This is a genomic window from Algoriphagus alkaliphilus, assembly GCF_900103735.1.
Lineage (GTDB): Bacteria > Bacteroidota > Bacteroidia > Cytophagales > Cyclobacteriaceae > Algoriphagus > Algoriphagus alkaliphilus.
The window spans coordinates 106477-127550 of record NZ_FMXE01000004.1; the positions used below are offsets into that span (position 1 = coordinate 106477).

At 44.3% G+C, this 21074-nt stretch carries 23 protein-coding genes; 12 read left to right on the forward strand and 11 right to left on the reverse strand.

Going from position 1 to position 21074, the window contains the following annotated elements; genetic code table 11:
* Positions 1 to 74: 74 nt before the first annotated feature.
* Genes BLQ81_RS03010 through BLQ81_RS03050 form a run of 9 tightly spaced genes read right to left on the reverse strand, consistent with a single transcriptional unit; the run spans position 75 to position 8918 of the window.
* Complete coding sequence (locus tag BLQ81_RS03010; protein WP_092728473.1) at positions 75 to 842, reverse strand: ABC transporter permease; 768 nt, start codon at positions 840 to 842, stop codon at positions 75 to 77.
* Positions 835 to 1578 carry an ABC transporter ATP-binding protein gene (locus tag BLQ81_RS03015; protein WP_092728474.1) on the reverse strand — a complete coding sequence of 248 codons (744 nt, stop codon included), beginning with the start codon at positions 1576 to 1578 and terminating at the stop codon, positions 835 to 837. The genes BLQ81_RS03010 and BLQ81_RS03015 overlap by 8 nt, the downstream gene beginning before the upstream one ends.
* Entirely contained in the window at positions 1565 to 2806 is a 1242-nt protein-coding gene (locus BLQ81_RS03020) for a nitrous oxide reductase family maturation protein NosD (protein WP_092728475.1), read from the reverse strand. Before BLQ81_RS03020 ends, BLQ81_RS03015 begins: the two co-directional genes overlap by 14 nt.
* A gap of 24 nt (positions 2807 to 2830) precedes the next feature.
* On the reverse strand, positions 2831 to 3265 hold the full coding sequence (locus BLQ81_RS03025; RefSeq protein ID WP_092728476.1) for a nitrous oxide reductase accessory protein NosL: 435 nt from the start codon (positions 3263 to 3265) through the stop codon (positions 2831 to 2833).
* Positions 3266 to 3292: 27 nt separating this feature from the next.
* A complete protein-coding gene (locus BLQ81_RS03030) occupies positions 3293 to 3874 on the reverse strand; it encodes a hypothetical protein (protein WP_092728477.1) in 582 nt (193 codons plus the stop codon).
* 57 nt (positions 3875 to 3931) lie between these two features.
* Positions 3932 to 5890 (reverse strand): Sec-dependent nitrous-oxide reductase, encoded by a 1959-nt coding sequence (gene nosZ / locus BLQ81_RS03035; protein WP_092728478.1) that lies wholly within the window; start codon positions 5888 to 5890, stop codon positions 3932 to 3934.
* Between the two features lie 26 nt (positions 5891 to 5916).
* A complete protein-coding gene (locus tag BLQ81_RS22605; RefSeq protein ID WP_245693150.1) occupies positions 5917 to 7713 on the reverse strand; it encodes a c-type cytochrome in 1797 nt (598 codons plus the stop codon).
* A 3-nt stretch (positions 7714 to 7716) separates the two neighbouring features.
* Entirely contained in the window at positions 7717 to 8436 is a 720-nt protein-coding gene (gene ric, locus BLQ81_RS03045; protein WP_175454160.1) for an iron-sulfur cluster repair di-iron protein, read from the reverse strand.
* A 50-nt stretch (positions 8437 to 8486) separates the two neighbouring features.
* Positions 8487 to 8918 (reverse strand): RrF2 family transcriptional regulator, encoded by a 432-nt coding sequence (locus BLQ81_RS03050; RefSeq protein ID WP_092728479.1) that lies wholly within the window; start codon positions 8916 to 8918, stop codon positions 8487 to 8489.
* A 153-nt stretch (positions 8919 to 9071) separates the two neighbouring features.
* On the opposite strand from BLQ81_RS03050, the gene BLQ81_RS03055 reads away from it, so the two are divergent.
* The 11 genes from BLQ81_RS03055 (at position 9072) to BLQ81_RS03105 (ending at position 17885) form a co-directional block, all read left to right on the forward strand.
* Entirely contained in the window at positions 9072 to 9509 is a 438-nt protein-coding gene (locus tag BLQ81_RS03055; RefSeq protein ID WP_092728604.1) for an RrF2 family transcriptional regulator, read from the forward strand.
* A 64-nt stretch (positions 9510 to 9573) separates the two neighbouring features.
* Positions 9574 to 11910, forward strand: coding sequence for a nitric-oxide reductase large subunit (locus tag BLQ81_RS03060; protein WP_092728480.1), 2337 nt, complete (start codon positions 9574 to 9576; stop codon positions 11908 to 11910).
* Between the two features lie 17 nt (positions 11911 to 11927).
* Positions 11928 to 12377, forward strand: a complete 450-nt coding sequence (locus BLQ81_RS03065) for an OsmC family protein (protein ID WP_092728481.1) — start codon at positions 11928 to 11930, stop codon at positions 12375 to 12377.
* A 175-nt stretch (positions 12378 to 12552) separates the two neighbouring features.
* A complete protein-coding gene (locus BLQ81_RS03070; RefSeq protein WP_092728605.1) occupies positions 12553 to 12987 on the forward strand; it encodes an RrF2 family transcriptional regulator in 435 nt (144 codons plus the stop codon).
* Between the two features lie 260 nt (positions 12988 to 13247).
* The gene (locus tag BLQ81_RS03075) at positions 13248 to 15053 is read left to right on the forward strand and encodes a cbb3-type cytochrome c oxidase subunit I (RefSeq protein WP_245693151.1); all 1806 of its coding nucleotides are present in this window, start codon (positions 13248 to 13250) and stop codon (positions 15051 to 15053) included.
* 11 nt (positions 15054 to 15064) lie between these two features.
* Positions 15065 to 16063: a cbb3-type cytochrome c oxidase subunit II gene (locus tag BLQ81_RS03080; RefSeq protein WP_092728482.1), complete on the forward strand. Its 999-nt coding sequence runs from the start codon at positions 15065 to 15067 to the stop codon at positions 16061 to 16063.
* Positions 16064 to 16073: 10 nt separating this feature from the next.
* Complete coding sequence (locus BLQ81_RS03085; RefSeq protein ID WP_092728483.1) at positions 16074 to 16310, forward strand: hexameric tyrosine-coordinated heme protein; 237 nt, start codon at positions 16074 to 16076, stop codon at positions 16308 to 16310.
* Positions 16307 to 16579: a hypothetical protein gene (locus tag BLQ81_RS03090; protein ID WP_092728484.1), complete on the forward strand. Its 273-nt coding sequence runs from the start codon at positions 16307 to 16309 to the stop codon at positions 16577 to 16579. The genes BLQ81_RS03085 and BLQ81_RS03090 overlap by 4 nt, the downstream gene beginning before the upstream one ends.
* Positions 16576 to 16998, forward strand: coding sequence for a cytochrome C (locus BLQ81_RS03095; RefSeq protein ID WP_092728485.1), 423 nt, complete (start codon positions 16576 to 16578; stop codon positions 16996 to 16998). Before BLQ81_RS03090 ends, BLQ81_RS03095 begins: the two co-directional genes overlap by 4 nt.
* The gene (locus BLQ81_RS03100; RefSeq protein WP_092728486.1) at positions 16998 to 17390 is read left to right on the forward strand and encodes a group III truncated hemoglobin; all 393 of its coding nucleotides are present in this window, start codon (positions 16998 to 17000) and stop codon (positions 17388 to 17390) included. The genes BLQ81_RS03095 and BLQ81_RS03100 overlap by 1 nt, the downstream gene beginning before the upstream one ends.
* A gap of 27 nt (positions 17391 to 17417) precedes the next feature.
* Positions 17418 to 17885: a hemerythrin domain-containing protein gene (locus tag BLQ81_RS03105; protein WP_092728487.1), complete on the forward strand. Its 468-nt coding sequence runs from the start codon at positions 17418 to 17420 to the stop codon at positions 17883 to 17885.
* Positions 17886 to 17888: 3 nt separating this feature from the next.
* Here BLQ81_RS03105 and BLQ81_RS03110 read toward each other — a convergent pair whose 3' ends face one another.
* Both BLQ81_RS03110 and BLQ81_RS03115 read right to left on the reverse strand, forming a co-directional pair.
* Positions 17889 to 18479: an HPP family protein gene (locus tag BLQ81_RS03110; protein ID WP_092728488.1), complete on the reverse strand. Its 591-nt coding sequence runs from the start codon at positions 18477 to 18479 to the stop codon at positions 17889 to 17891.
* On the reverse strand, positions 18476 to 18853 hold the full coding sequence (locus tag BLQ81_RS03115) for a class I SAM-dependent methyltransferase (RefSeq protein WP_175454161.1): 378 nt from the start codon (positions 18851 to 18853) through the stop codon (positions 18476 to 18478). Before BLQ81_RS03115 ends, BLQ81_RS03110 begins: the two co-directional genes overlap by 4 nt.
* 159 nt (positions 18854 to 19012) lie before the next feature.
* Here BLQ81_RS03115 and BLQ81_RS03120 point away from each other — a divergent pair, with 159 nt between their 5' ends.
* Positions 19013 to 21022: a glycoside hydrolase family 3 protein gene (locus BLQ81_RS03120; RefSeq protein WP_092728490.1), complete on the forward strand. Its 2010-nt coding sequence runs from the start codon at positions 19013 to 19015 to the stop codon at positions 21020 to 21022.
* The last annotated feature ends 52 nt before the right edge of the window (positions 21023 to 21074 follow it).

The following is a 21074-nucleotide window of genomic DNA, read 5'->3' on the forward strand; positions in this document are numbered from 1 at the left end:
AAACTACATGCTTGACCTATTCCATTTTTATGGCATCTGTGCACTTCTGAGTGACCTGTGTACCAAATCCGAGTTCAAAAATCCCTTTTCCTAAAAACTCTCAGTGCAAAGAAATTGGGAAATAGCATCCAAACCATCAAGGTCCCTCCTGCGATAAGCAAACCCATACTGCTGGAAAAGAATTTTTGAAAAAAAGCACCGGTGTAGCCCATTAGAGCTGAAATATCCAATTGCATCAACATCAAAATCCTCCCCAAATCCACCGGATTGAGCATTACCAAAGCAAGGGTCGCCTTTTCCAAAGGATAATCCGCAAAGCTGTAAATGAAGTAAAGTACAAATCCATCATACACCAATGAGAAATAAATCCATAAACCAAGGCTGATCCCGATTGCCTTCGCCTTGTCCCGAGTCATCACACTCGCCAAAAATGCGAAACCGGTGAATACCGCACTGAGAATAATCCCAACTGCCAAGAGCGTAATGAGACTGCTATCTGCTCCCCACAGCATCATCGGCAAGCCAAAACCGATCAAAATCGACAAACTCAGCATGATGATCACTGCAAACAACTGACTGAGGAAAACCTGGGATCGCTTCACCGGCTGGGCAAGCATCAATTCGATAAATTCCAGATTGTTGTAAAAATGCGTGGTGGCAAAAACTGCTGAAATCAGCGGAACAATCATGATCATGATATTCATCAGACTCAGGGAAACTTTACTCAAGTCGTCTGATACCTGGTAAATTGAAATGGCTACCAATGCCAGAAATACCGTGTAGATGAGGGCAAATCTGGATTTTAGGATGTCATATAGCGCGTATTTGAGCAACTTAAGCATAGGTCATAGCTTTAGTGGTTGACTTTTTTTTTAAGCTCCATTGCATCAGTTTGGCAATGGCAGGGGAAAATTTCTCTTCAGAAGTAATCTCTTTAAGACTTTCGATGGAATCATTGAAGAAAACCTCCCCTTCGAAAATGTAAATGGCGTGATTGGTCAATTCCTCCAAATCACTCAAAATATGGGAAGTGACGAGTATGAGTTTTCCGGCTTCCCGCTCATTTTTGATTTTCGATTTCAGGATTTCGACAGCGATCGGGTCTAGTCCTGCCGTCGGTTCATCCAAAATAAGTATTTCGGGATTGAAAAGGAAGGCCAAGGCAGCACTCACTTTTTGCACAGTGCCACCGGAAAGGGTACCCAGGGATTTGTCTTTGATTTTGTCCAATTCATAGGCCTCCACCAGATCCAAATCATAGGTTTTGATTTCAGGCCGCATGTCTTTCATCATCGAAAAAAGCTGCCCAATTTTCATATTCTGGGGATAGCGGCCGATTTGGGGCATATATCCAAGGTATTTGCGATAGTCATTGCTGCCTTTGATGGATAAGCCTTTTACCAGGATTTCACCTTTATCCGGCAGTACCATCCCAAGAATCGATTTGATCAGGGTGGTCTTTCCGCTTCCATTCGGACCCATGATAGCATAGCTGTTACCTCTTTCAAAATTCAGGGTAAAGTCTTTCAGTACTTCCAGCTTGCCAAATTTTTTGAATATAGAATTAACCGTAATCATAAGGTCTCATTTTAGGGGATTGATCGATCATCTGATCGGGAGTCATGGTAGGCAGGATTTTTTCCATCCGATCCAACAGTGTCACCATAAAACTTCTCCAGAGCATCACCGCTGCGGGAATTTTCTCTACAATGACACTATATAAATTGATCGGTCGATAGGGCACATCGCCTATCATGTCCTTGTCCAGATCGTAGCCTTCGTATTTGTCCCAATAGTTTTCAGTGATGGTATTCAGCACCACCGATCCGTTAGAACTCATATCAAAGGTGTTTTGCGTAAAATTATTTGCTCTGAAGGTGTTCTGATCACAGCTTGCCATGAGCTTAAGTGCCCAACCGTTTTCACGAAAAGTATTTCCGGTAAACTGGATTCTGCTGCTGCCCTCCATATATATTCCTACTGTGTTTTTTAGAAAAACATTACCGATGACTTCGCTGTCGCTGATGTCTTTGAGTAATATTCCGTAAGCGCTCGAACCCCAATTTTCCTCAAATCGGTTTTCCTTCATCAGTACATTTTTGGTGTACATCACGGCAACTCCGGCACCGTTATTTTTGAAAGTATTCCGAATGTAGCTGTTGTCATGGGAAAACATAAAATGCAATCCATAGCGCATGTTTTTCTCCACATAGTTTTCTTCAGCCTTGGTTTTGGTTACAAATTCAAGGTAAATCCCATCCCGGTGTCCCGATACTTTATTTTTGCTGATCAAGGAGTTTTTACACTTCCAAAGATGAATCCCATTGCCCACTTCAAATTCTCGAATAGCATTCGCATGAATTTGGTTTCCCGTGATCGTCATTCCTGAAGAATTGGAAAAGTGAAGACCAAAAAAGGTGTTTTCCAAGATGTTGTCTTTGATGACACAGTTTTTTGAATCAAAAAATTTAATCGCTGCCGAATCGTCCATGTTGGATTTGCCGGTATTGATGATTTTTAATCCTTGAATCGTGAGGTTTTCAGCCGCTATAATCAGGACATTGCCTTCCATATTCCCGTCCAAAACCGGATACCCTTCCCCGATCAACGTGAGGGACTTTCGGATGACTATACCTGACTGTTTGTAAACTCCCGCAGTGATTTGCAGCGTGTCTCCCGGTGAGGCTTTGTCCACGGCACTTTGGATGGATTGCCCCGGTACCAAGCGAATGACTGCCGAATGTCCCTCCACAGCGGCGAGGAGTCCAATCAAGGAAAAACAGAATATTCTAATGTAAGGCCCCATGGTTAGTATCATTTATCCACCAAATCATTTAAACTGAGTCGTCAATTCTCCCCAGGCGAGATATACTCCACCTGTTTTGTTTTTGTATTCTTTAAGCAAATCATACTCTGGAAATGCAACAATTTGACTCGCCATGGGCGTTTTGAATTCTTCTGATTTAAGATAAAAAGCATACTTAGCGTCCAACAATACGCCCGGGTTTAGATAGTCAATGACCAGAATGTGCTTATACATTTGGGATTTTCCATCCTCGGAATCCATGTAATGCAGCATACAATTCACATCATCAAATACAAAAACCTTCCCCTTTTCAGTCACCAGCTCGGCACCAAATTTGGGATCCATCAGTGTCATTTTGCAGTGATGACATCCATCCTGACCATAGGCAATGGGTCTTGGGTCTGCCGAGCATGATGCCAGGAAAACCAAAAGTGCGAATATTGACAGATAGCGCTTCATAAGTATTAGGTTTTAAGTGTTTACAAATCAATTTATTACAGTTTTATCAAATCTATCTCTTATTATAGCTACGATCAGCAGTCCAACACCTCCCATTAATATCCAGCTTCCTGTGTCAGGTCCGGAGTAGGCAAGGAAATTCAAGAGCTCCTTGTATCCGATCAAGGGGGGCTGGTAACTCATTCCTTCCACTTTTATAGCGGCTTTGGGATCCAGATTATGGCCATACTTATAGCCCCATTGATACATGTCCGCCAAAACGGCCAATCCGAAGAGCATCATCAGACCAAAAAAGGCATATAAACTCCACCTTTTCCCGATCAGAAAAGCAATAATCCCCAAGGCAATCAAAGCTCCAATGATATAAATCAAGAAGCTAAATTCCGGAAACATCTCGTCTCCGATGTGCCTCATACCGATGTAATGATTGACCCCGTTGATTTGATCCACATTTCCGCTGAGGTGGTCAATCCAAATTTTCATATTAAGCCCTTCAGGGTACTGAGGTGCCCAAAGGCTAATTTGCCAAAGCGGAGTAAAATAGGCCGGAATGATCAGCAAGGCCACCAGCAGAATCATGATCCGATTTGAAAAATTGAGAGGTTTCATACTGATTGGGATATTTACCGCCGGCCCTTTTCGGAGCCGACGGTAGGATTTAGAGATTTACTCAACGTCTCCGGTTGAAAATTTCAAAGGCATATTCACCCCTTTAGGAGACACTCTCAGATATCCCTGCATTTCCTGATGAAGTGCAGAACAGAAGTCTGTACAATAGAATGGAAAAACTCCCACTCTGTCCGGCACCCACTTTAGGGTAGCAGTTTCACCCGGCATGATCAGTAGTTCTGCTGTATTGGCTCCTTTGATGGCAAATCCGTGGGGAACATCCCAGTCTTGCTCCAAGTTGGTCACGTGGAAGTATACCTCGTCCCCTACATTGACCCCTTCGATATTGTCAGGTCTAAAATTGGATCTGATCGAAGTCATATAGACGTGAATTTGATTGCCTTTACGCTCTACTCGGGCATCTTTGATTCCCTTCAGTACATAAGGGTGCATGTTTTTCTCGATTGGGTAAAACTTCACCTGACGGTCCTTGATCAGACTTGCCGGAAAGGACTCTGCATAGTGCGGCTCTCCGATGGTGGGGAAGTCCAGGAGAAGCTGCATTTTTTCTCCCGAGATATCATAGAGTTGAGCCGAATGGACCAATTCAGGGCCGGTTGGCAGATAGCGATCTTTGGTGATCTTATTGTAAGCCACCATGTATTTCCCATGCGGCTTACCTGTAGGTCCACCGGGGATACTCAAGTGGCCAACAGAATAATAAGTCGGTACGCGATCCACTACTTCAAGTGTCTCGATATTCCACTTCACAATCTCGGAGGACACGAACATGGAAGTATAGGCGAAACCTTTTCCGTCAAATTCGGTGTGCAAGGGACCTAAACCCGGCTTTACTACTTCCCCATGAAGTACTGACTCGTATTTCAGTACAGGCATCCCATTGATATCTCCCTCAAAGTCTTTCTTTTCAATTGCAGCTAGCATTTTGGTAAATGAGAATACCGGAATGACCGCTGCCAACTTACCACTGCCTACAATGTATTCTCCGGTTGGGTCAGTATCAGTACCGTGTGGAGACTTAGGACATGGGATGAAGTAGACAATGTCTTTCAAAATTGTCGGATCCAAGACTAAGACATCCTCCTTCATAGTAGAAGTTGCAGTGTGGGTTTCTTCGTGCCATTTATTGTGGACATAGTTCGCCTTTTTCTTTGTTCCCTTGCCTGCTTTCACGTATTCTTCAGCTTTTTTCCAGTTGATAGCCATGATGAAATCCTTGTCTTTTTGGGAAGCATTCACTTCCAAAAGCGTGTGGGCCATCTCGGTATTGTAAGTAGAAAAGAAGAACCAACCGTGTGATTTGTTTTTACCGGCACGGGCCAGGTCAAAATTGAACGGTGGTGCTTCGATCTGGAATGAGAGGTTCATTTCACCGGTTTTAGGCTCCACACCGATAAATGAGATGTATCCTTTAAAATTCTCCTTGTACGAATCAATGGAAACATCCGATTTATCTCCTACCGGGACTGAGAATCTTGTTCCTGCCACTACATACTCGGTATTTTGAGTAATGAAGGGAGAGGAGTGGTTACCCGCCGAATTTGGGATTTCGATGATCTCTACAGTTTTGAAGGTAGTCAAATCCACCCGGGCGATCCTTGGAGTGTTGTTTGCATTTCCAAAAGCCCATCTCGCATCATGCTCAGCATTCGTTGTGGAGATAGCGATGTGGTGCAAGTCATCCCAAGGTACAAATCCATGAGAGGTATTGAGCATTGGTTTGGACTCTTCTGAATATCCCCATCCATTCTCCGGATTTACAGAAAAGACTGGGAGGATCTTCAACACTCTGCCAGAAGGCAGGCCAACAACGGACATTTGACCGTTGAAACCACCCGAAACGATATTGTAAAACTCATCGTGATCTCCGGGTGCTACATAAACTTTGGATGCTGCATCTCCGGAAATGGCACTTTGTGCTCCCTTCGGTTTACAGCTTGGGGCCAAAACAACGGCTGTCAAACCGATTGCCAATAGCCAGACTTTCTTTTTCATAATGAAGGATTAATTTAAAAGGTGAATTATTTGGTAGCGGCGTCTCGTTCACCCGCCTTTTCTTCGTCATTTTTTCTGAGGAATTCCAAAATTCCGCGTGCATCCTGAACACTGATGTTCTGGTTTGGCATCCGTGTAAGGCATTCCTCAAGCAGTTGCTGTGCAATGGGATCCTGATCAAGCATGATGTCCACATTGGTAATCATATTCATGACCCATTCAGGTTTTCTTCGGTTGGTCACCCCTTGAAAGCCGGGACCAACGAGCCGCTTGTCATTCAATTGATGACAGGCAGTGCATTTCATATCGACGATTGCTTTTCCAGTCTCGGCCAGAGAAGCGTCGATTCCTGTACCCAGATCTACAGATGTCACTTCACCGATTCCTTTTGGATCGGCTTGAACCTCATTTTTAGGCGTGGACTCGGTAGTAGAAGTGCTTTCACCACTTCCTCCGCCACACGAAGTCAGGAGTATCCCCAGGATACCCATCGACATAATCAGCGTTTTTTTCATAGTTTCTCGTTTGATTCGTTCTTGTAATTGGACTTTTGGATTTGATATAGATTGGTTGGAGAATTCATTGGATCGCAAGCCTGCCAATAAAAAGGCAATGCTTAGCGGAAAAAGGCAGGAGGCAAGAAAAAGCCAAAGGTTGTATTCGGGCAGAAAACCCATTTTCAACCAAATCAAGGTACCTTGGACAAAGAGCAGCAACTGTGTCAATACAAAGGCGGAGATCAAAAGAATCCAGCCCAATTTGGTACCCGAATGCGCATTGATCCAGCCTTTGGCTATCACTAAAGCGCAGACACCCATGGTCATGGCTCCGAGCAAAACCAGATGAAGGAAGCCGATCACATACATTCGGATCGAATAGGAAATCACTGCAATCGAAGGAAATACAAGCAGTCCCTGAAGGATCGCCTTTGCAACCAGACTGGCCAAGGCCAGCAGCAGAAGCAACCTTGCAAAACCCAGAAGTTGATCAGTTTGATCCAGACGAAACACTGATTTTAGAATCCAGAAATAAGCCACTAGCTGAATGATGACTGCCAATCCATTGATTTGAAAGAAAATCGGTTGTGGCGCTGCCCAAGTCACAGCCAGCATAAAAGTCAGCGCCACAGAAATCGCCAACACCCATTCCTGGTAGGCTTGCCAGTGGATTTTAAACCCCTTCTCCTCAAAGTGCAGCAGAATCAACCCCAGGACACCCAAGACAAACCAGCCGTTCAGATGAAAATGCAGGAACCATTGGATAGCCATAAAGTAAAGCTCATGCATCCTTCCCAATGAGGATGAAATGGGGCCAAGTGCCCAAAGTCCAAAGGTGGAAATCACCATAAACCAAATCGACAGACGAAGCAATCGGGTGGCAGGTGTTTTCTTGGCGGACTTTATTACACGAAGCAGCTTATAAGCAAAACCATAAGAAAGCAAAACATGAAGTGTGGAGAAACTGATGCTGACAGCTCCGTATCCCTGAAAAGGGAACGAAAACAACATGCCCAGCAAAGCAATTACCGTCCCCAGAAAAAGAAATTTATAATCCTTGACCCGGTCTTTTTCTTTGACCAAACCAAAAACCATCCCTCCTATCAGCATCAGGTATCCCCAACCCAGCAAAGCGAGGTGCGAATGCGTATGGAGGATATTCCGGTATTCGAAATACGGAATTTCAACTACATGAAATGAACGCATCACCAAGCCCAGGCAAACAGAAAGAAAGAAAAATCCAAACGCCCATCTTATCCAATTCTGGCGGAACCGAGTTCCGGAAGAGTCAAATAAAATGGGCGATATGGAATTATTAGGAATCATTGATCAGGCATTCATGCTTGTAAATACTTCTTTAGCCTCAGGAAACAGGATGTTGTTTTCCAGATGGATATGAGTGTGCAGGTCATTTTCAAACTCCTGAAGCATTGCAAATGCGACTTTATAAGTTTGACATGCATCTGAAGGAGGTGAGTATGAATTGCTGAGAGCTGAAATTTTCCGGAAACGCTCCCCTTCGGTATCGTGCTCCTCTTCCATCATGGCAATGGGATTTTCGATATCTCCGAAGTGTGCCGGTGAAAGTGGAAAGTTGCCTTTCCGGGAAGCTTCCATTGCTTTGATATAGGGAAAAAGAATAAACTCTTCCTTTTTCATATGCGCAGTAAGCGCGTCTGCTGTATTGAAAAACTCATCCCGGATTTCCAAAAGCTCCGGATGGTTGTCACCATGCACTTTGGAAATCTTATCCAGGTAGAATTTCAGAGCGGGGATTGTTGTCTCTACATACTTATGATGGACACCTACAATGTGATCTACCAGATCAGCCATACCGAAATCCTGATAGTGAGTCTCATCCTGTTGCTTCAGGACTTGCTCCAGCACAGCTGAGATTTCCTTTAAGTCCACTCCTTCTCGCTCACAGGCATCGCTCAACTTGACGCCTCCTTTACAGCAGAAATCAATCCCGTAATCGGTGAAAATTTTAGCAGTTCGAAAATTCTCCGCTACGATGCTACCTACTTTTTTTTCAGCTATCTGATTCATAATTCAATTATTTTAAAGGATATTTTTATCTTTTTTTGTGTTAAATTTTTTTAGTACTTTAAATACGAAACCCCCTGACGGATACCTTTTGCCATGTCCTCCAAGGTTGTTGTCATCATCATCCCGGTGAGATGATCCCGAATTGCTTTAAACTTATGATGTACGGCACAGGGTCTTTTTTCTGAACATTCCTGCAAGCCCAATGCACAACCCGTAAAAATTGAATCGCCGTCTACCACTTCCACTACACGGTGAAGCGATACCTTTTTCCCGGATTCAGAAATCCGGAACCCCCCATTTGGCCCTTTAATGGATTCCAAAAGATGCTCTCTAACCAAAGTCTGAAGAATCTTGGCTGTGAAGGCCTCCGGGGAGTTAATCGCAACGGCGATTTCTTTCAAGCCGATGCACTCCTCGCCCTCTGGCATTGTAGCCAGAAAAATCATTGAGTTGATGGCATATTTACAGGCTTTGGAAAACATCTTCTGGTGGAAATCTGAATCAAATGTAAAAGAATTTTAATAAAAGACAAAAATATCCTTTTATATTTTTTTAAAATTAGATTGAAATACCCAGAAGGACTTTGGAATTTTGAGGGAAGATTATTTTATTTCAGACTGATTACTCTTAAAAATATGAAAGCACTTTCTCAAGTAGGGAAATATGGATTAAGGGCCATCCTATATTTGGCGGCAAACCCTTCGGAAGGACAATACATGAGTATTCGACAGATTTCAGATGAATTGAAATTATCATTTCATTTTATCACCAAAATCTTCCGTGAACTCACCGCAAAAGGAATTCTGATCTCCTACAGAGGACCATCTGGTGGAGTGGCCCTCGCAAGGCCCGCAGATCAAATCATGTTGATTGATATCATACAAGCTTTGGAAGGAGACGATTACTTTGATAAATGCCTCATCGGATTACCCCATTGTGGTACTGCCAAACCCTGCCCGGTTCATGAGTTTTGGAAAGAGATCAAAACTAAACTCCAAAAAAACTTTTCTGAGACCAGTTTGGCCCTTTTGGGTGAGAAAATCCGAACGCAGGAAGTCAGACTAGACGATTAAAAAAATTTATCCCTATTTGGGATTAAATACTCTTAAATATGAATTAATCTTTACACCCTCGATTATGAAGACAGAACTCAGCTTCTTAAGTTACCTGATGAAGCCAAAAAATTGGTGGCTTCCCTTCTTTCTCATTTTCACGGTGAGTATAAGCGGATTGATTTTCATCGGCTACCAGACTTACAGTGAAGCCCCACCCATTCCGGATTTTGTGGATTCGCAGGGGCAAGTCCATATCTCTCAATCCGACATTCTGGCCGGTCAGGAGGTTTTCCACCGCTATGCCCTCATGGAATATGGGAGCATGTTTGGAGACGGTGCCTTGCGTGGTCCTGATTTCACGGCTCAATCACTTCATATCATAGCAGAATCTATCAAGGATTTTTACCTGATAGAATCCCCTAAAGAAGTCCGGCCTTTGGAAATAGCAGGAATTGAAGCCCAGGTAAAAACCGAAATCAAATTGAATCGATATGATCCGGAAACCAATCAGACGCATCTGAGTTCTGCCCAGGTTTTTGCTATAAGTGAGGTCGGAAGCTTTTATCAAAAGATGTTTTTTGATCCGGATTTTCATGAAGCCTTTAAACCCGCAGGATACCTGACAGATACCAAGGAGATCGAACAGCTCAGTAAGTTTTTTTATTGGGGTGCATGGGTATGCGGTGTAACCCGGCCGGGGGAAACATACAGCTATACTCACAACTGGCCTTACGATCCTGAGGCGGGAAATACACCTACTGCTTCCACCATGCTTTGGAGCATTTTGGGATTGTTTGGATTGATTTTGGGCTTGGGTGCAGTGATGTATTATTACGGGCAATTTGAGCAACTCAGTGATGATTATTATTCAAAAGGTGCCTCTGAAATGGTAACGGAAGCTAAGCTTCGAACCTTCCTGCCAACCCCCACCCAGCGCGCCACTTTTAAATTTTTCTTTGTCGCTATTTTGTTGTTTTTGATTCAGGTGCTGGCAGGAGTGCTCACGGTGCATGATTTCGTAGGTTTGACCAACTTCTTTGGTCTGGATCTTCAGGCCTTGATCCCTGTGACCATATCGCGAAGCTGGCATCTTCAGATTTCCTTGTACTGGATTTCAGCCTGCTGGGTCGGAATTTCCTTTTTTGTCCTTCCTCTTCTGGGAAATGGTGAACCGAAAGGTCAGCTTAAACTCATCAACTTGCTGTTCGGTATTTTCTTTGTTTTAGTAGCAGGGTCTATTGTAGGAATTTATCTGGGGCCCAAAGGATTTTTGGGCGGGCTTTCGCGCTGGATAGGACATCAGGGCTGGGAGTTTGTCGAGCTGGGTCGTGCCTACCAGTACATGCTGCTCCTTGTGTTTGCCCTTTGGGCCGTGATCGTCTATCGGGGACTCAAGGGAGTCATGGATAAAACCAGACCTTGGGAACTTCCAAACTGGCTTGTCTATGCGGTAGTATGTATTTTGCTCCTGCTTATTTCAGGATTTGTTGCCAGCCCTGAGACGAATTTTGTGGTTGCTGATTTTTGGCGCTGGATGGTTGTTCACATGTGGGTCGAGGCTTTCTTTGAGGTTTTCACCACCATCATTGTCGGGTACATGATGGTGGTGATGGGGTTGGTAAGCCGGCAGGCGGTAACCAAAGTAGTGTATTTGGCAGCCCTCTTGTTTTTAGGCTCCGGACTATTGGGTATTTCCCACAATTTCTATTGGAATGCCAAGCCCGTGGCAACCTTGGCTTTAGGATCTGTATTTTCCACATTACAGGTAGTCCCCTTGATATTGCTCACATTAGAAGCCTGGAGAATGCAGCGAATGCCTCAGGTTTTGGCCAAAAAGCAAGAAGAATTTGGGCGTTCCTCGCTCTTTGCTATGCCGGGCGTTTTTCTATATATCCTTGGGGTTAACTTCTGGAATTTCTTTGGGGCGGGGGTATTCGGGTTGATCATCAATCTGCCAATTGCCAATTACTATGAACACGGCACTTACCTTACTGTAAATCACGGCCATGCAGCCCTAATGGGTGTATATGGAAACCTTTCCATCGCAGCTATTCTTTTTGCAATTCGCTTTCTGGTCAAGCCAGAGGTATGGAACCCGAGCTTGGTGAAAATTTCATTTTGGTCGATCAATCTGGGTCTGGCTCTCATGGTTGTATTGGACTTATTTCCAGCAGGCATCCATCAGCTTTTCACCGTCATGGATAAGGGCTATTGGTTTGCTCGCTCTCAAGAATTTATAGGAAGTGTCCCATTCCAGACCATGACCTGGCTGAGAATTGTCGGTGGCTCCATTTTCTTGCTTGGAGGAGTCCTGCCACTGGTCTGGATCGTCCTAAAAAGCACGAAACACCTGAAGCCCAAATCACCTCTTGCATCCGGCCCCTTCCGAAAGGAGCGAAAATCACCCGCACTCAATTAAGCTAAATTAAATTCACTATGCACCAAGCCACCCATGATTATGCAGTCCAACTAGAATGGACGCAGGGCCGGATCGGACAACTCAGCAGCCCCGAACTGGAAACCATCATTGAATGTGCTACTCCGCCTGAATTCCCTCACGGAATACCCGGCATCTGGTCACCGGAGCATTTGTTTACTGCCGCGGTAAGCTCCTGTCTGATGACCACCTTTCTATCGGTAGCGGATCATTCCAGCCTCAAATTCGAAAAATTCACCTGCCGAGCAGAGGGCATCCTAGCCAAACAAGACGGTAAATGGATGATGACAGAAATCCATCTTTTTCCAGAATTGACATTAAGCCCCGGAGAAAAAGAAGAACGGGGGATCAAAGTCTTGGAAAAGGCTGAAAAGGCTTGTCTGATTTCCCATTCCATCAAAACAGAGATCAAAATGACACCAACTATTCTTCAATACGAACTTTATTAAGTTTAACCATTACAACTGATGAAAGGGGCAAACTCTTCGATTTTGCCCCTTTTTTCTGTACAAAGTCCTCTTCGATGACTGAATCATGGAAGGATAACAAATGAGACTTTTATTAGCGATAGTTTTGTCGGAAATGATTTTTATCATACTTTTACTTAAACTTAAACACCCTTTGATGTTTTCTAAAGCCTGCGAATACGGAATTAAAGCCATGATTTATGTCGGTACTCAATCGCTCAAAGGCGAGCGGGTAAAAATTGGAGAGATCGTGGAGAATGTAGGTTCGCCGGAAGCTTTTACGGCCAAAATTCTGAGTGAATTGGTGAAAAATGGGTTAATAGAATCACTAAAAGGTCCATATGGGGGCTTTTACATTCCATCAGATCAAATGGAATCAATTAAGGTCATCCATATCGTGTCAGTGATTGATGGAGATGCCATCTTTTCCGGCTGCGGACTGGGCCTAAGGGAATGCAATGCCCAAGAGCCTTGTCCCATGCATACTAAATTTGTAAAAATCAGATCAGAATTAAAACAAGCTTTGGCAAGTACCAGCTTATTGGAATTGGCAAATGGGATCAAATCTGGCAAAACTATTTTGGTCCGTTGAGTCAACTTTTTTTGATCTTATTGTCGACATTTTTGTCGGAAATAAAGTTCGAAAAATCCGTTCCTTTTGAAGGAACGCATCCAATGGAACAGTCTCTATTTTCTTAGTGAAATCGAGCATGGCTGTCTGCCATAGGCTTATCGGAAGCGACACACACTGGGATGCCCCCCGATAGCTATCGGGGATAATCCATGCGGGATTCTCCCGATCCGCCGAGACGGACAGGACAGGCTATGTGGCCAATGAAAAAAAATATAAATATGAAACGCACTACAATTATTTTATTTCTTTTGGGACTTTCAATCTTTGAGGTCCAAGCCCAAACTGTACCCAACCCAAACACAGCGCAATGGTGGTCAAGTCCGGGAATTATCGGTACAGCTTTGCTCATTGCCATCGTTTCTTTTGTCGCGATTATCATCATTGGGTCAAGGCTTTCTACCCTGATCCAACACCTGCAGAAAAAAACGGAATCCAAAAACAAGGAGTCTCTGAAATCCGAATTGATCAATTTGGAAGCAGAAGAATTGGATCTGATTTTAGAAAAACGAAAAGCAGCGAAAACCTACAGCCTGACGGGCAATGAACTCTCCGGCCCGAACTCCATCGACGACGGCCGAGGATTGGTCACCAAAATCACCCATGATCCAGAAAATCCGCTCGTAGATGAAAAAATGAGGGAAACACTCCGCTTAGAAACTCCCGTAGCACTTCGTAATCTGTTGGTTTGGTACTTGGGGGCTGCAGTTTTTTGGTTGGTTTTTGGAACTCTGGTCGGTCAATATGTCGGAATGAAATTTATCTGGCCGGAAATGGATCAAAGCGCCTGGTTATCCTTTGGTAGACTCCGTCCTGTACACACGAATACAGTCTTTTGGGGCTGGGCCTCTTTGGCTATGGTTGGTCTGGGGTATTTTGTTATTTCCCGTACCTCCAACACTTCCATTTTCAGCTATACTGTGGCCAAGGTTGCTTGGTACCTCATGAATTCTGCCGTATTGGTCGGGAATATACTGCTCATGAGTGGGGTGAACAATGGAGGAGGCGAGTATCGGGAATACATCTGGCCGGTGGCCTTACTCTTCGCTTTGGGTTTGATTTTGACATGTTATAATTTCTATAAAACCGTAGCTGACAGAAAGATCTCAGAAATTTATATTTCCAATTGGTACCTGATGGGAGGCCTGATGTGGACCATCACATTGGTAGTGATCGGGTATTTGCCTAGCTACCAAGACGGACTGGGCGAAACAGTGATTCAAGGTTATTACATGCATCAGGGAGTCGGCATGTGGTTTATGACCTTTACCCTGGGATTGGTTTACTATTATTTGCCCACTGCTTTAAACAAACCAATTTATTCCTACTCTCTTGGGGTCCTGGCATTTTGGACACAGATGCTCTTTTATACATTAATCGGTACCCATCACTTTGTATTTAGTCCCCTACCCTGGTGGCTGCAGACTGTGGCCATCGTATTCAGCGTAGGAATGTTTATTCCGGTACTCGCCGGCACGACCAATTTTCTGATGACTATGAAAGGAAGTTGGAGTGCTATTTCCAAAAGCTACGTTTTGCCCTTTTTCTTGGTAGGCGTGGTGTTTTACTTTGTGGGATCTACGCAAGGAAGTCTACAAGCTTTTCGTCTGACCAATTTTATCTGGCATTTTACGGATTTTAATGTAGCCCATTCGCACATGACCATGTATGGGATCATCACATTTCTTCTATGGGCATGTATGTATTCTATAGTACCAAAAGTCACCGGAAATGAACCTCCCGGTTTGGGAGTAGGTATTCACTTTTGGATGGCGTTTGTAGGGCTTTTTGCCTATATGATCTCCTTGATGGCAGGAGGCACGCTTCGGGGTTTGAGCTGGATAGAAGGAGAACCATTCATCCAATCAGTCGTCTTAATGCAGCCCTATTGGGTTTGGAGGGCGATTGGTGGGTCTTTGATGTTTGTCTCGCACCTAGTATTTGCCTATAATTTTTATGAAATGGCAAAAAAAGACAAACGTCCCCCTGTCCGACCTACCACTCCATTTTCTTCTGCTCAAGCTTAACTTATTCTGCCATGTTTGACTTTCATAAAAATCATAAACTACTCTTTGCAACCGCATTTCTTGGTTTCGCGATGCTGAGTACTGTCATCGCAATTATACCTGCCCTGCAAATGCAGGAAGTCAAGCCTCTACCCGGGATGAAAGACTTAAACTCCGAAGAACTAAAAGGTTTACGGGTCTACGTCTCCGAAAACTGTATGGCTTGCCATACGCAGCAAGTTCGAAATATCGAAATGGACCAAGTCTGGGGCCAAAGACCCTCTTTAGCCTCCGATTATTACTACAGCAAAAAGCGCTTGGATCTCTGGCGCCAATCCCCATCACTCCTGGGAAGTGAGCGAACTGGCCCCGACCTCACTGAGGTGGGCAAAAGACAGCCCGGACAAGAATGGCACCTTCTCCACCTTTACAATCCGCGAATCGTGGTCAAGGAATCAATTATGCCGGCTTACCCTTGGCTTTTTGAAGAAAAATCACCCGCCATGGTCACTCAAAAAGATGTGCTGGTGCCCGTATCCGATGATTTGCTTAAAAACCCTGGCTACAAGCTCGTTGCCAAACCGGAGGCCATGGCCCTGATCGCCTACCTTCAGTCACTAGTCCAAATCGATGTCGGTCAAAACCTAGGGCCGGACTTTATCCCCTCCACACGAAAAAAGAAAGATCAGGCGGATGGACAAGAATCACTTGATCTGGTCGGAGTTCAGCTCTATGCAGAAACCTGCGCAGCCTGTCACCAAACATCAGGAGAGGGAATCGCAGGGGCTTTTCCTCCTCTGGCAGGAAGCAAAATTGTCAACGACCCTGATGCCAATATCCTCGTGCAAATCATTCTGTCCGGTTACGATGCGAGGCCTGAATTTGGCGCAATGCCCGGATTTGCCAATCTTCTGACCGATGAAGAAATCGCTGCCATTGCCAATCATGAGCGAAACAGCTGGGGAAATCAGGCTCCTGCGGTGACACCCGGGCAGGTCGCAGAAATCCGAAAATTTATCCAAAAACAATAATCCCTACACCATGCAATCCTCAGAAATCTACCTCGAATCCCTTATCACTGCTACCCCTCAAGAAGGAAGGGATCTGGCCATCAAGCTTTCCCGAAAATCCATTGCAGCGATCCAAACCAATCCTGATGTGCGAAAAAAGCTACGTGCGGATTACGCCGAAGACACCGCTCAGCTTATTGCCTCAGCACAAGTCATTGCCTTGGAATTTCAAACCATCGCCAGGGCAAATAACTACTGGAAACCATGAAAAAATATATGCTCTGTTTTTTGATTTTTTTTGCATCAGTACTTCAGGTCTTGGCATGTGAGGTATGCAAGCGAAATCAGCCGGAGTTACTTCAGGAAATCAGTCACGGTACCGGTCCACAGGCAGAAAGCGACTATTACATCATAGGTTTGGCAGTCATACTCGTGGTACTTACGCTGATTTTCAGTCTCAAATACCTGCTTAAACCCGGAGAGCGAAATCCAAATCATATCAAAAACATCATTCTAACTCAACAGCCTGACCTATGAATGACAATCGAAAAATCCGGGTTTTTCTAGATGAGGATCCGGTGCCTTTTGCAGAGTTTAGTCCTCCGGTAAAATTTGTTTTGGACACCACAAAAATCCCGGACGGCAAGCATCAGTTACGAATTGTGGCCCAGTCAACATCGGGTAAGGAAGGGATCAAAACAGTTTCTTTCGAGGTTAGAAACGGTCCTTCAATCTCAGTATTGGGGCTACATGATGGAGAGGTAGTCACCGATCAGGTACCCGTCACCATCAATTCCTATGGCAGTGAGCGCAATGATTTCTTCCTGATCCGAGGATCTGAGACCCCCAAAGGAATTCCGGCCTGGGTCTGGGCTACAGTGATATCCTTTGTCGGATTTGCCCTCTTTTACTTTATCATGTACTGGAATCCGGATCAATATAAATCCTTCTTCTAATGAACAAATCAGACATCACCACCCTGAGCGATATCAAGATTCTAGTTGACAGCTTTTATGGGAAAGTACGAAAAAACGAAATGCTGAAAGATATTTTCAACTCGGTGATTGAAGAGCGATGGCCGGAGCATTTGGAGAAAATGTATCGATTCTGGCAGACCGTCTTATTGGAAGAACACACCTATTATGGCAGTCCATTTACTCCTCATGCTCATCTTCCCGTAGACAAAGCTCACTTTGAGCAATGGATTGAGTTGTTTTTTGAGACGGTGGATGAAAATTTCACCGGAGAAAAAGCTGATCGGGCCAAATGGCAGGGACAACGAATGGCGGAAATGTTTAACTTAAAAATCAACTATTACCGCAATTCTTCTGTCCACCCTATCCTATAATTTCAATTCATTTCAACTATCCAAATCATGTCACCCCTAACTCCTCTAAAGCGCGACCCGGCTCTCCGACATCTCAGCCACGACCATCACCATGGACTGTTACTTTGTTGGAAAATCAGACAAGGTTTCAAACTCAGAATCGAACCCTCACGCATGAAAGTGTATTGTCAATGGTTTTGGGAAAATTACCTGGAAGCCCATTTTGAGGAAGAAGAAAAAGTCATTTTCCCAATACTTTCTGAAGAATACCCACTAATCAAGCAGGCATTGAGTGAACATAAAAGACTTAGAAAGCTATTTTCCATATGGGAAGATCCTGAAAAAACTTTGGGTCAGATCGAAGAGGAACTTGAACGCCATATCCGGTTTGAAGAACGAATACTTTTCCCGGTGATTCAAGAAAAAGCTTCCGTGGAGCAGTTGGAGACAATCGCCAAATCCGGAGACCGGGAAAAATTTCAAGAAAACGAAAGTGATCCTTTTTGGATTAGGTAAAAACTAAAGTCTTTTCCAAAATTGGATTTTCTCCAGATACTTCATTTCTCGGATATTGCCCTCCTGATAGGGATACAGCCTGTTTTTTGAAAGATTTTTGATCAAAATCGAGACTACGAACAGTGTCAATACTCCTGTTATAACTGGATTGATCACATAGAAATAGCCCATTTCCCTCACTTCCTCAGAACCAATGTTTGCAATCATTGCAATGGCACCACCGGGAGGATGCAGTGTTTTGGTATACTGCATAACCAAAATGGATAAGGAAACCGCCAAAGCCGGCGAAATCCAAATGTAATCCGTACTCGAGAAAAGCTGGTAGACACTGACTTCTATGAAAGCTGAGATAATGCTGCCGAAAATCAGTTTTCTGGGTTGGGCAGCGGGGCTATTTGTCATCCCAAAAAGTAAAACTGAGCTTGCTCCAAAGGCCCCAATCAGAAAAAGAGCATCAAGATTTCCAATTGCGTAGAAGACATTCTGCATCAATCCAATGCTACCCAATCCCAAAAATGAACCCACAAAGGCCCATAGGTTAACAATTGGATCGTGCGAAGTCTCACGATAGGCAATCAGGCGGGCTTTTCTTATTCCCCTTTCCCATTAAGGGAATGAAAAACAGCTCGATAATGCCAAAGCGAAATTTTTTCTATAGGATGGAAACCGAGAATATTAGAAACGACAAACTTTGCTTGAACTTGCCTTTCCTTGAGACGATGTTTGATCATTTCCAAGGCTGCCTCAGAAATATCCAAGACCGTAATATCCTGAAAACCATCCGCCAAGAGATAGTCCACTAATTTGCTATCTCCTCCTCCTACATCCAGAATTGCTTCGTCTTTTGCTAGTTTCGCTTTGCCAATGAAATCCAGGGAAATCTGTGGCTTAGTCTGATGCCATCCGACTTTGGTGGTGTCTTTGGTCTGATAGACGGTTTCCCAGTGATTTTCCAGCGTAGCTTCCATGGTCAGTTTGATTAGCATCAAGATGAACAGAAAATCACCTGTTTACCGTAACCTTAGTCATAGAGGCAGAAATCGATTCCGTAAAACCCCATCGCTGAAGCTTTCATCAATGGCTTGATAACCCGAGATTTATCCAACTCAATATCACTGCTTATCTCTATGAGAAACTCACTTTGGCTTATCCTTCTTGGTTCCGCACTATTAGTTGCCTGCACCTCCAGTCCTAAATTCACCCAACCCGATCTTGGCAATCGAACTGCTCCCCTCCTTGAGATTGAAGAATATAAGTTTAAAGACCTCAACAAAAACGGTACAATTGACCCTTACGAAGACTGGAGACTGCCGGTAGATCAGCGAATAAATGATCTGATTGCTCAGATGACTTTGGAAGAAAAAGTCGGTTTTATGTTGATCAGCACCACCCGTCTTGCGGGAGATTTTGCTTTTCAACCCGGAGCTCCCAGAGGAGAAATCACATCCGGGTTTAATGAGGAAGATTTGATTCAGCCAAACAATATGTTTACAAGGCAACCCCTTGCCACCCCGCTAATGTCAGCCTCCGGCACGACCAAAGGTGTCAAAGAGCGTCATCTTCGACACTTCATCCTCAGGGCAAATACCAACGCAGAAATTATGGCTGAATGGAGCAATAACCTGCAAGCTCTTTGTGAGGATACTCGACTTGGTATTCCAGCCATTGTGGCTTCCAACCCAAGAAATCACATCACCATGGATGCTGCAATCGGGCTGAGTCAAGGCGCAACCGTCTTCTCGAAATGGCCGGGAGAACTTGGGCTGTCAGCTACCAGGGATTTGGAATTGGTCAGAAAGTTTGCCGACATCGCCCGACAGGAATGGGCTTCAGTTGGGATCAGAAAAGGTTATCAATACATGGCTGATCTTGCCACCGAACCTCGCTGGCAGCGAAACGAAGGTACTTTTGGTGAAGATGCAGATTGGGCAGCAGCTATGATGCGGGAAGTGGTTCTAGGATTTCAAGGGGAAAAATTGGGACTTGGCTCAGTTGCTTTGACAACAAAACACTTCCCAGGTGGAGGTCCGCAAGTGGAAGGACAAGATCCACATTTTGACTTCGGCAAAGATCAGCATTATCCCGGTGGAATGTTTGATTATCACCTTAAGCCTTTCCAAGCAGCCATCGATGCGGGTACTTCTGCGATCATGCCATATTATGCCAAACCGATTGGAACCGAATACGAAGAAGTGGCTTTTGCTTACAACAAAGGCATCATCAAGGATTTGTTGCGGGACAAAATGGGTTTTCAGGGAATCATCAACTCCGACACCGGTCCTATCGAGATGCAACCTTGGGGTATGGAAAAATACAGCATTGAGGAGCGCTATGGAAAAGCGATTGAAGCTGGAGTGGATCTTTTTTCGGGTACGGGAGATCCCACGCAATTGATGGCTGCTGTGACAATGGGGTATGTGACTGAAGAGCGGATCAATGAATCCATTTTCCGACTGCTCAAAGAAAAGTTTGATTTGGGGCTCTTCGAAAATCCATATGTCGATGTAGAGCAAGCCAAAAAATTGGTGGGTAATCCGGAATTTCAGGAAGCAGGTGACCTAGCCATGCGAAAGTCTATCGTTTTGCTAAAAAACGATCAGCATCTTCTTCCGATCAAACCAAAAACCAAAGTTTACTTTGAAACCTATTTTGAAAAATCAAAAGACACCCCTCCATCAATTCCTTTTACTTCCTCTGACCCTTCTTGGGGATTTGAGCTCGTGGCAACACAAGATGAGGCTGACTTGGTCGTCCTTTGGCTTAATCCACACTTCAGCTCTCTATTCAGTAGCGACGGTTCCGAGATCGATGTTCGTCTGAGCAAAAACAAGATCAATACAGACTATGTCAATGGGGTTTTGTCCAAAAAACCAACGGTTACTGTTATCAATTTCACCAATCCTTGGGTTATTTCGGAGATTGAGGGAGAAGGACTTCACACCTTAGTAGCTACCTTCGGCGCAACCCCTGAGGCTATTCTGGACATCTTGAGCGGGAAAGTCAGACCTTCCGGGAAATTGCCTTTCACCATCCCAGTCTCTGTAGAGGCCGTTAAATCCAACCTATCCGACGTACCGGGTCATCAAGAAAAAGAGGGATATGCGCTATTTAAGTTTGGACATGGGTTGAATTATTGAATAGTCCATCTTCACATGATCTGACAATCATCCCACTACTTCTATGACGGTT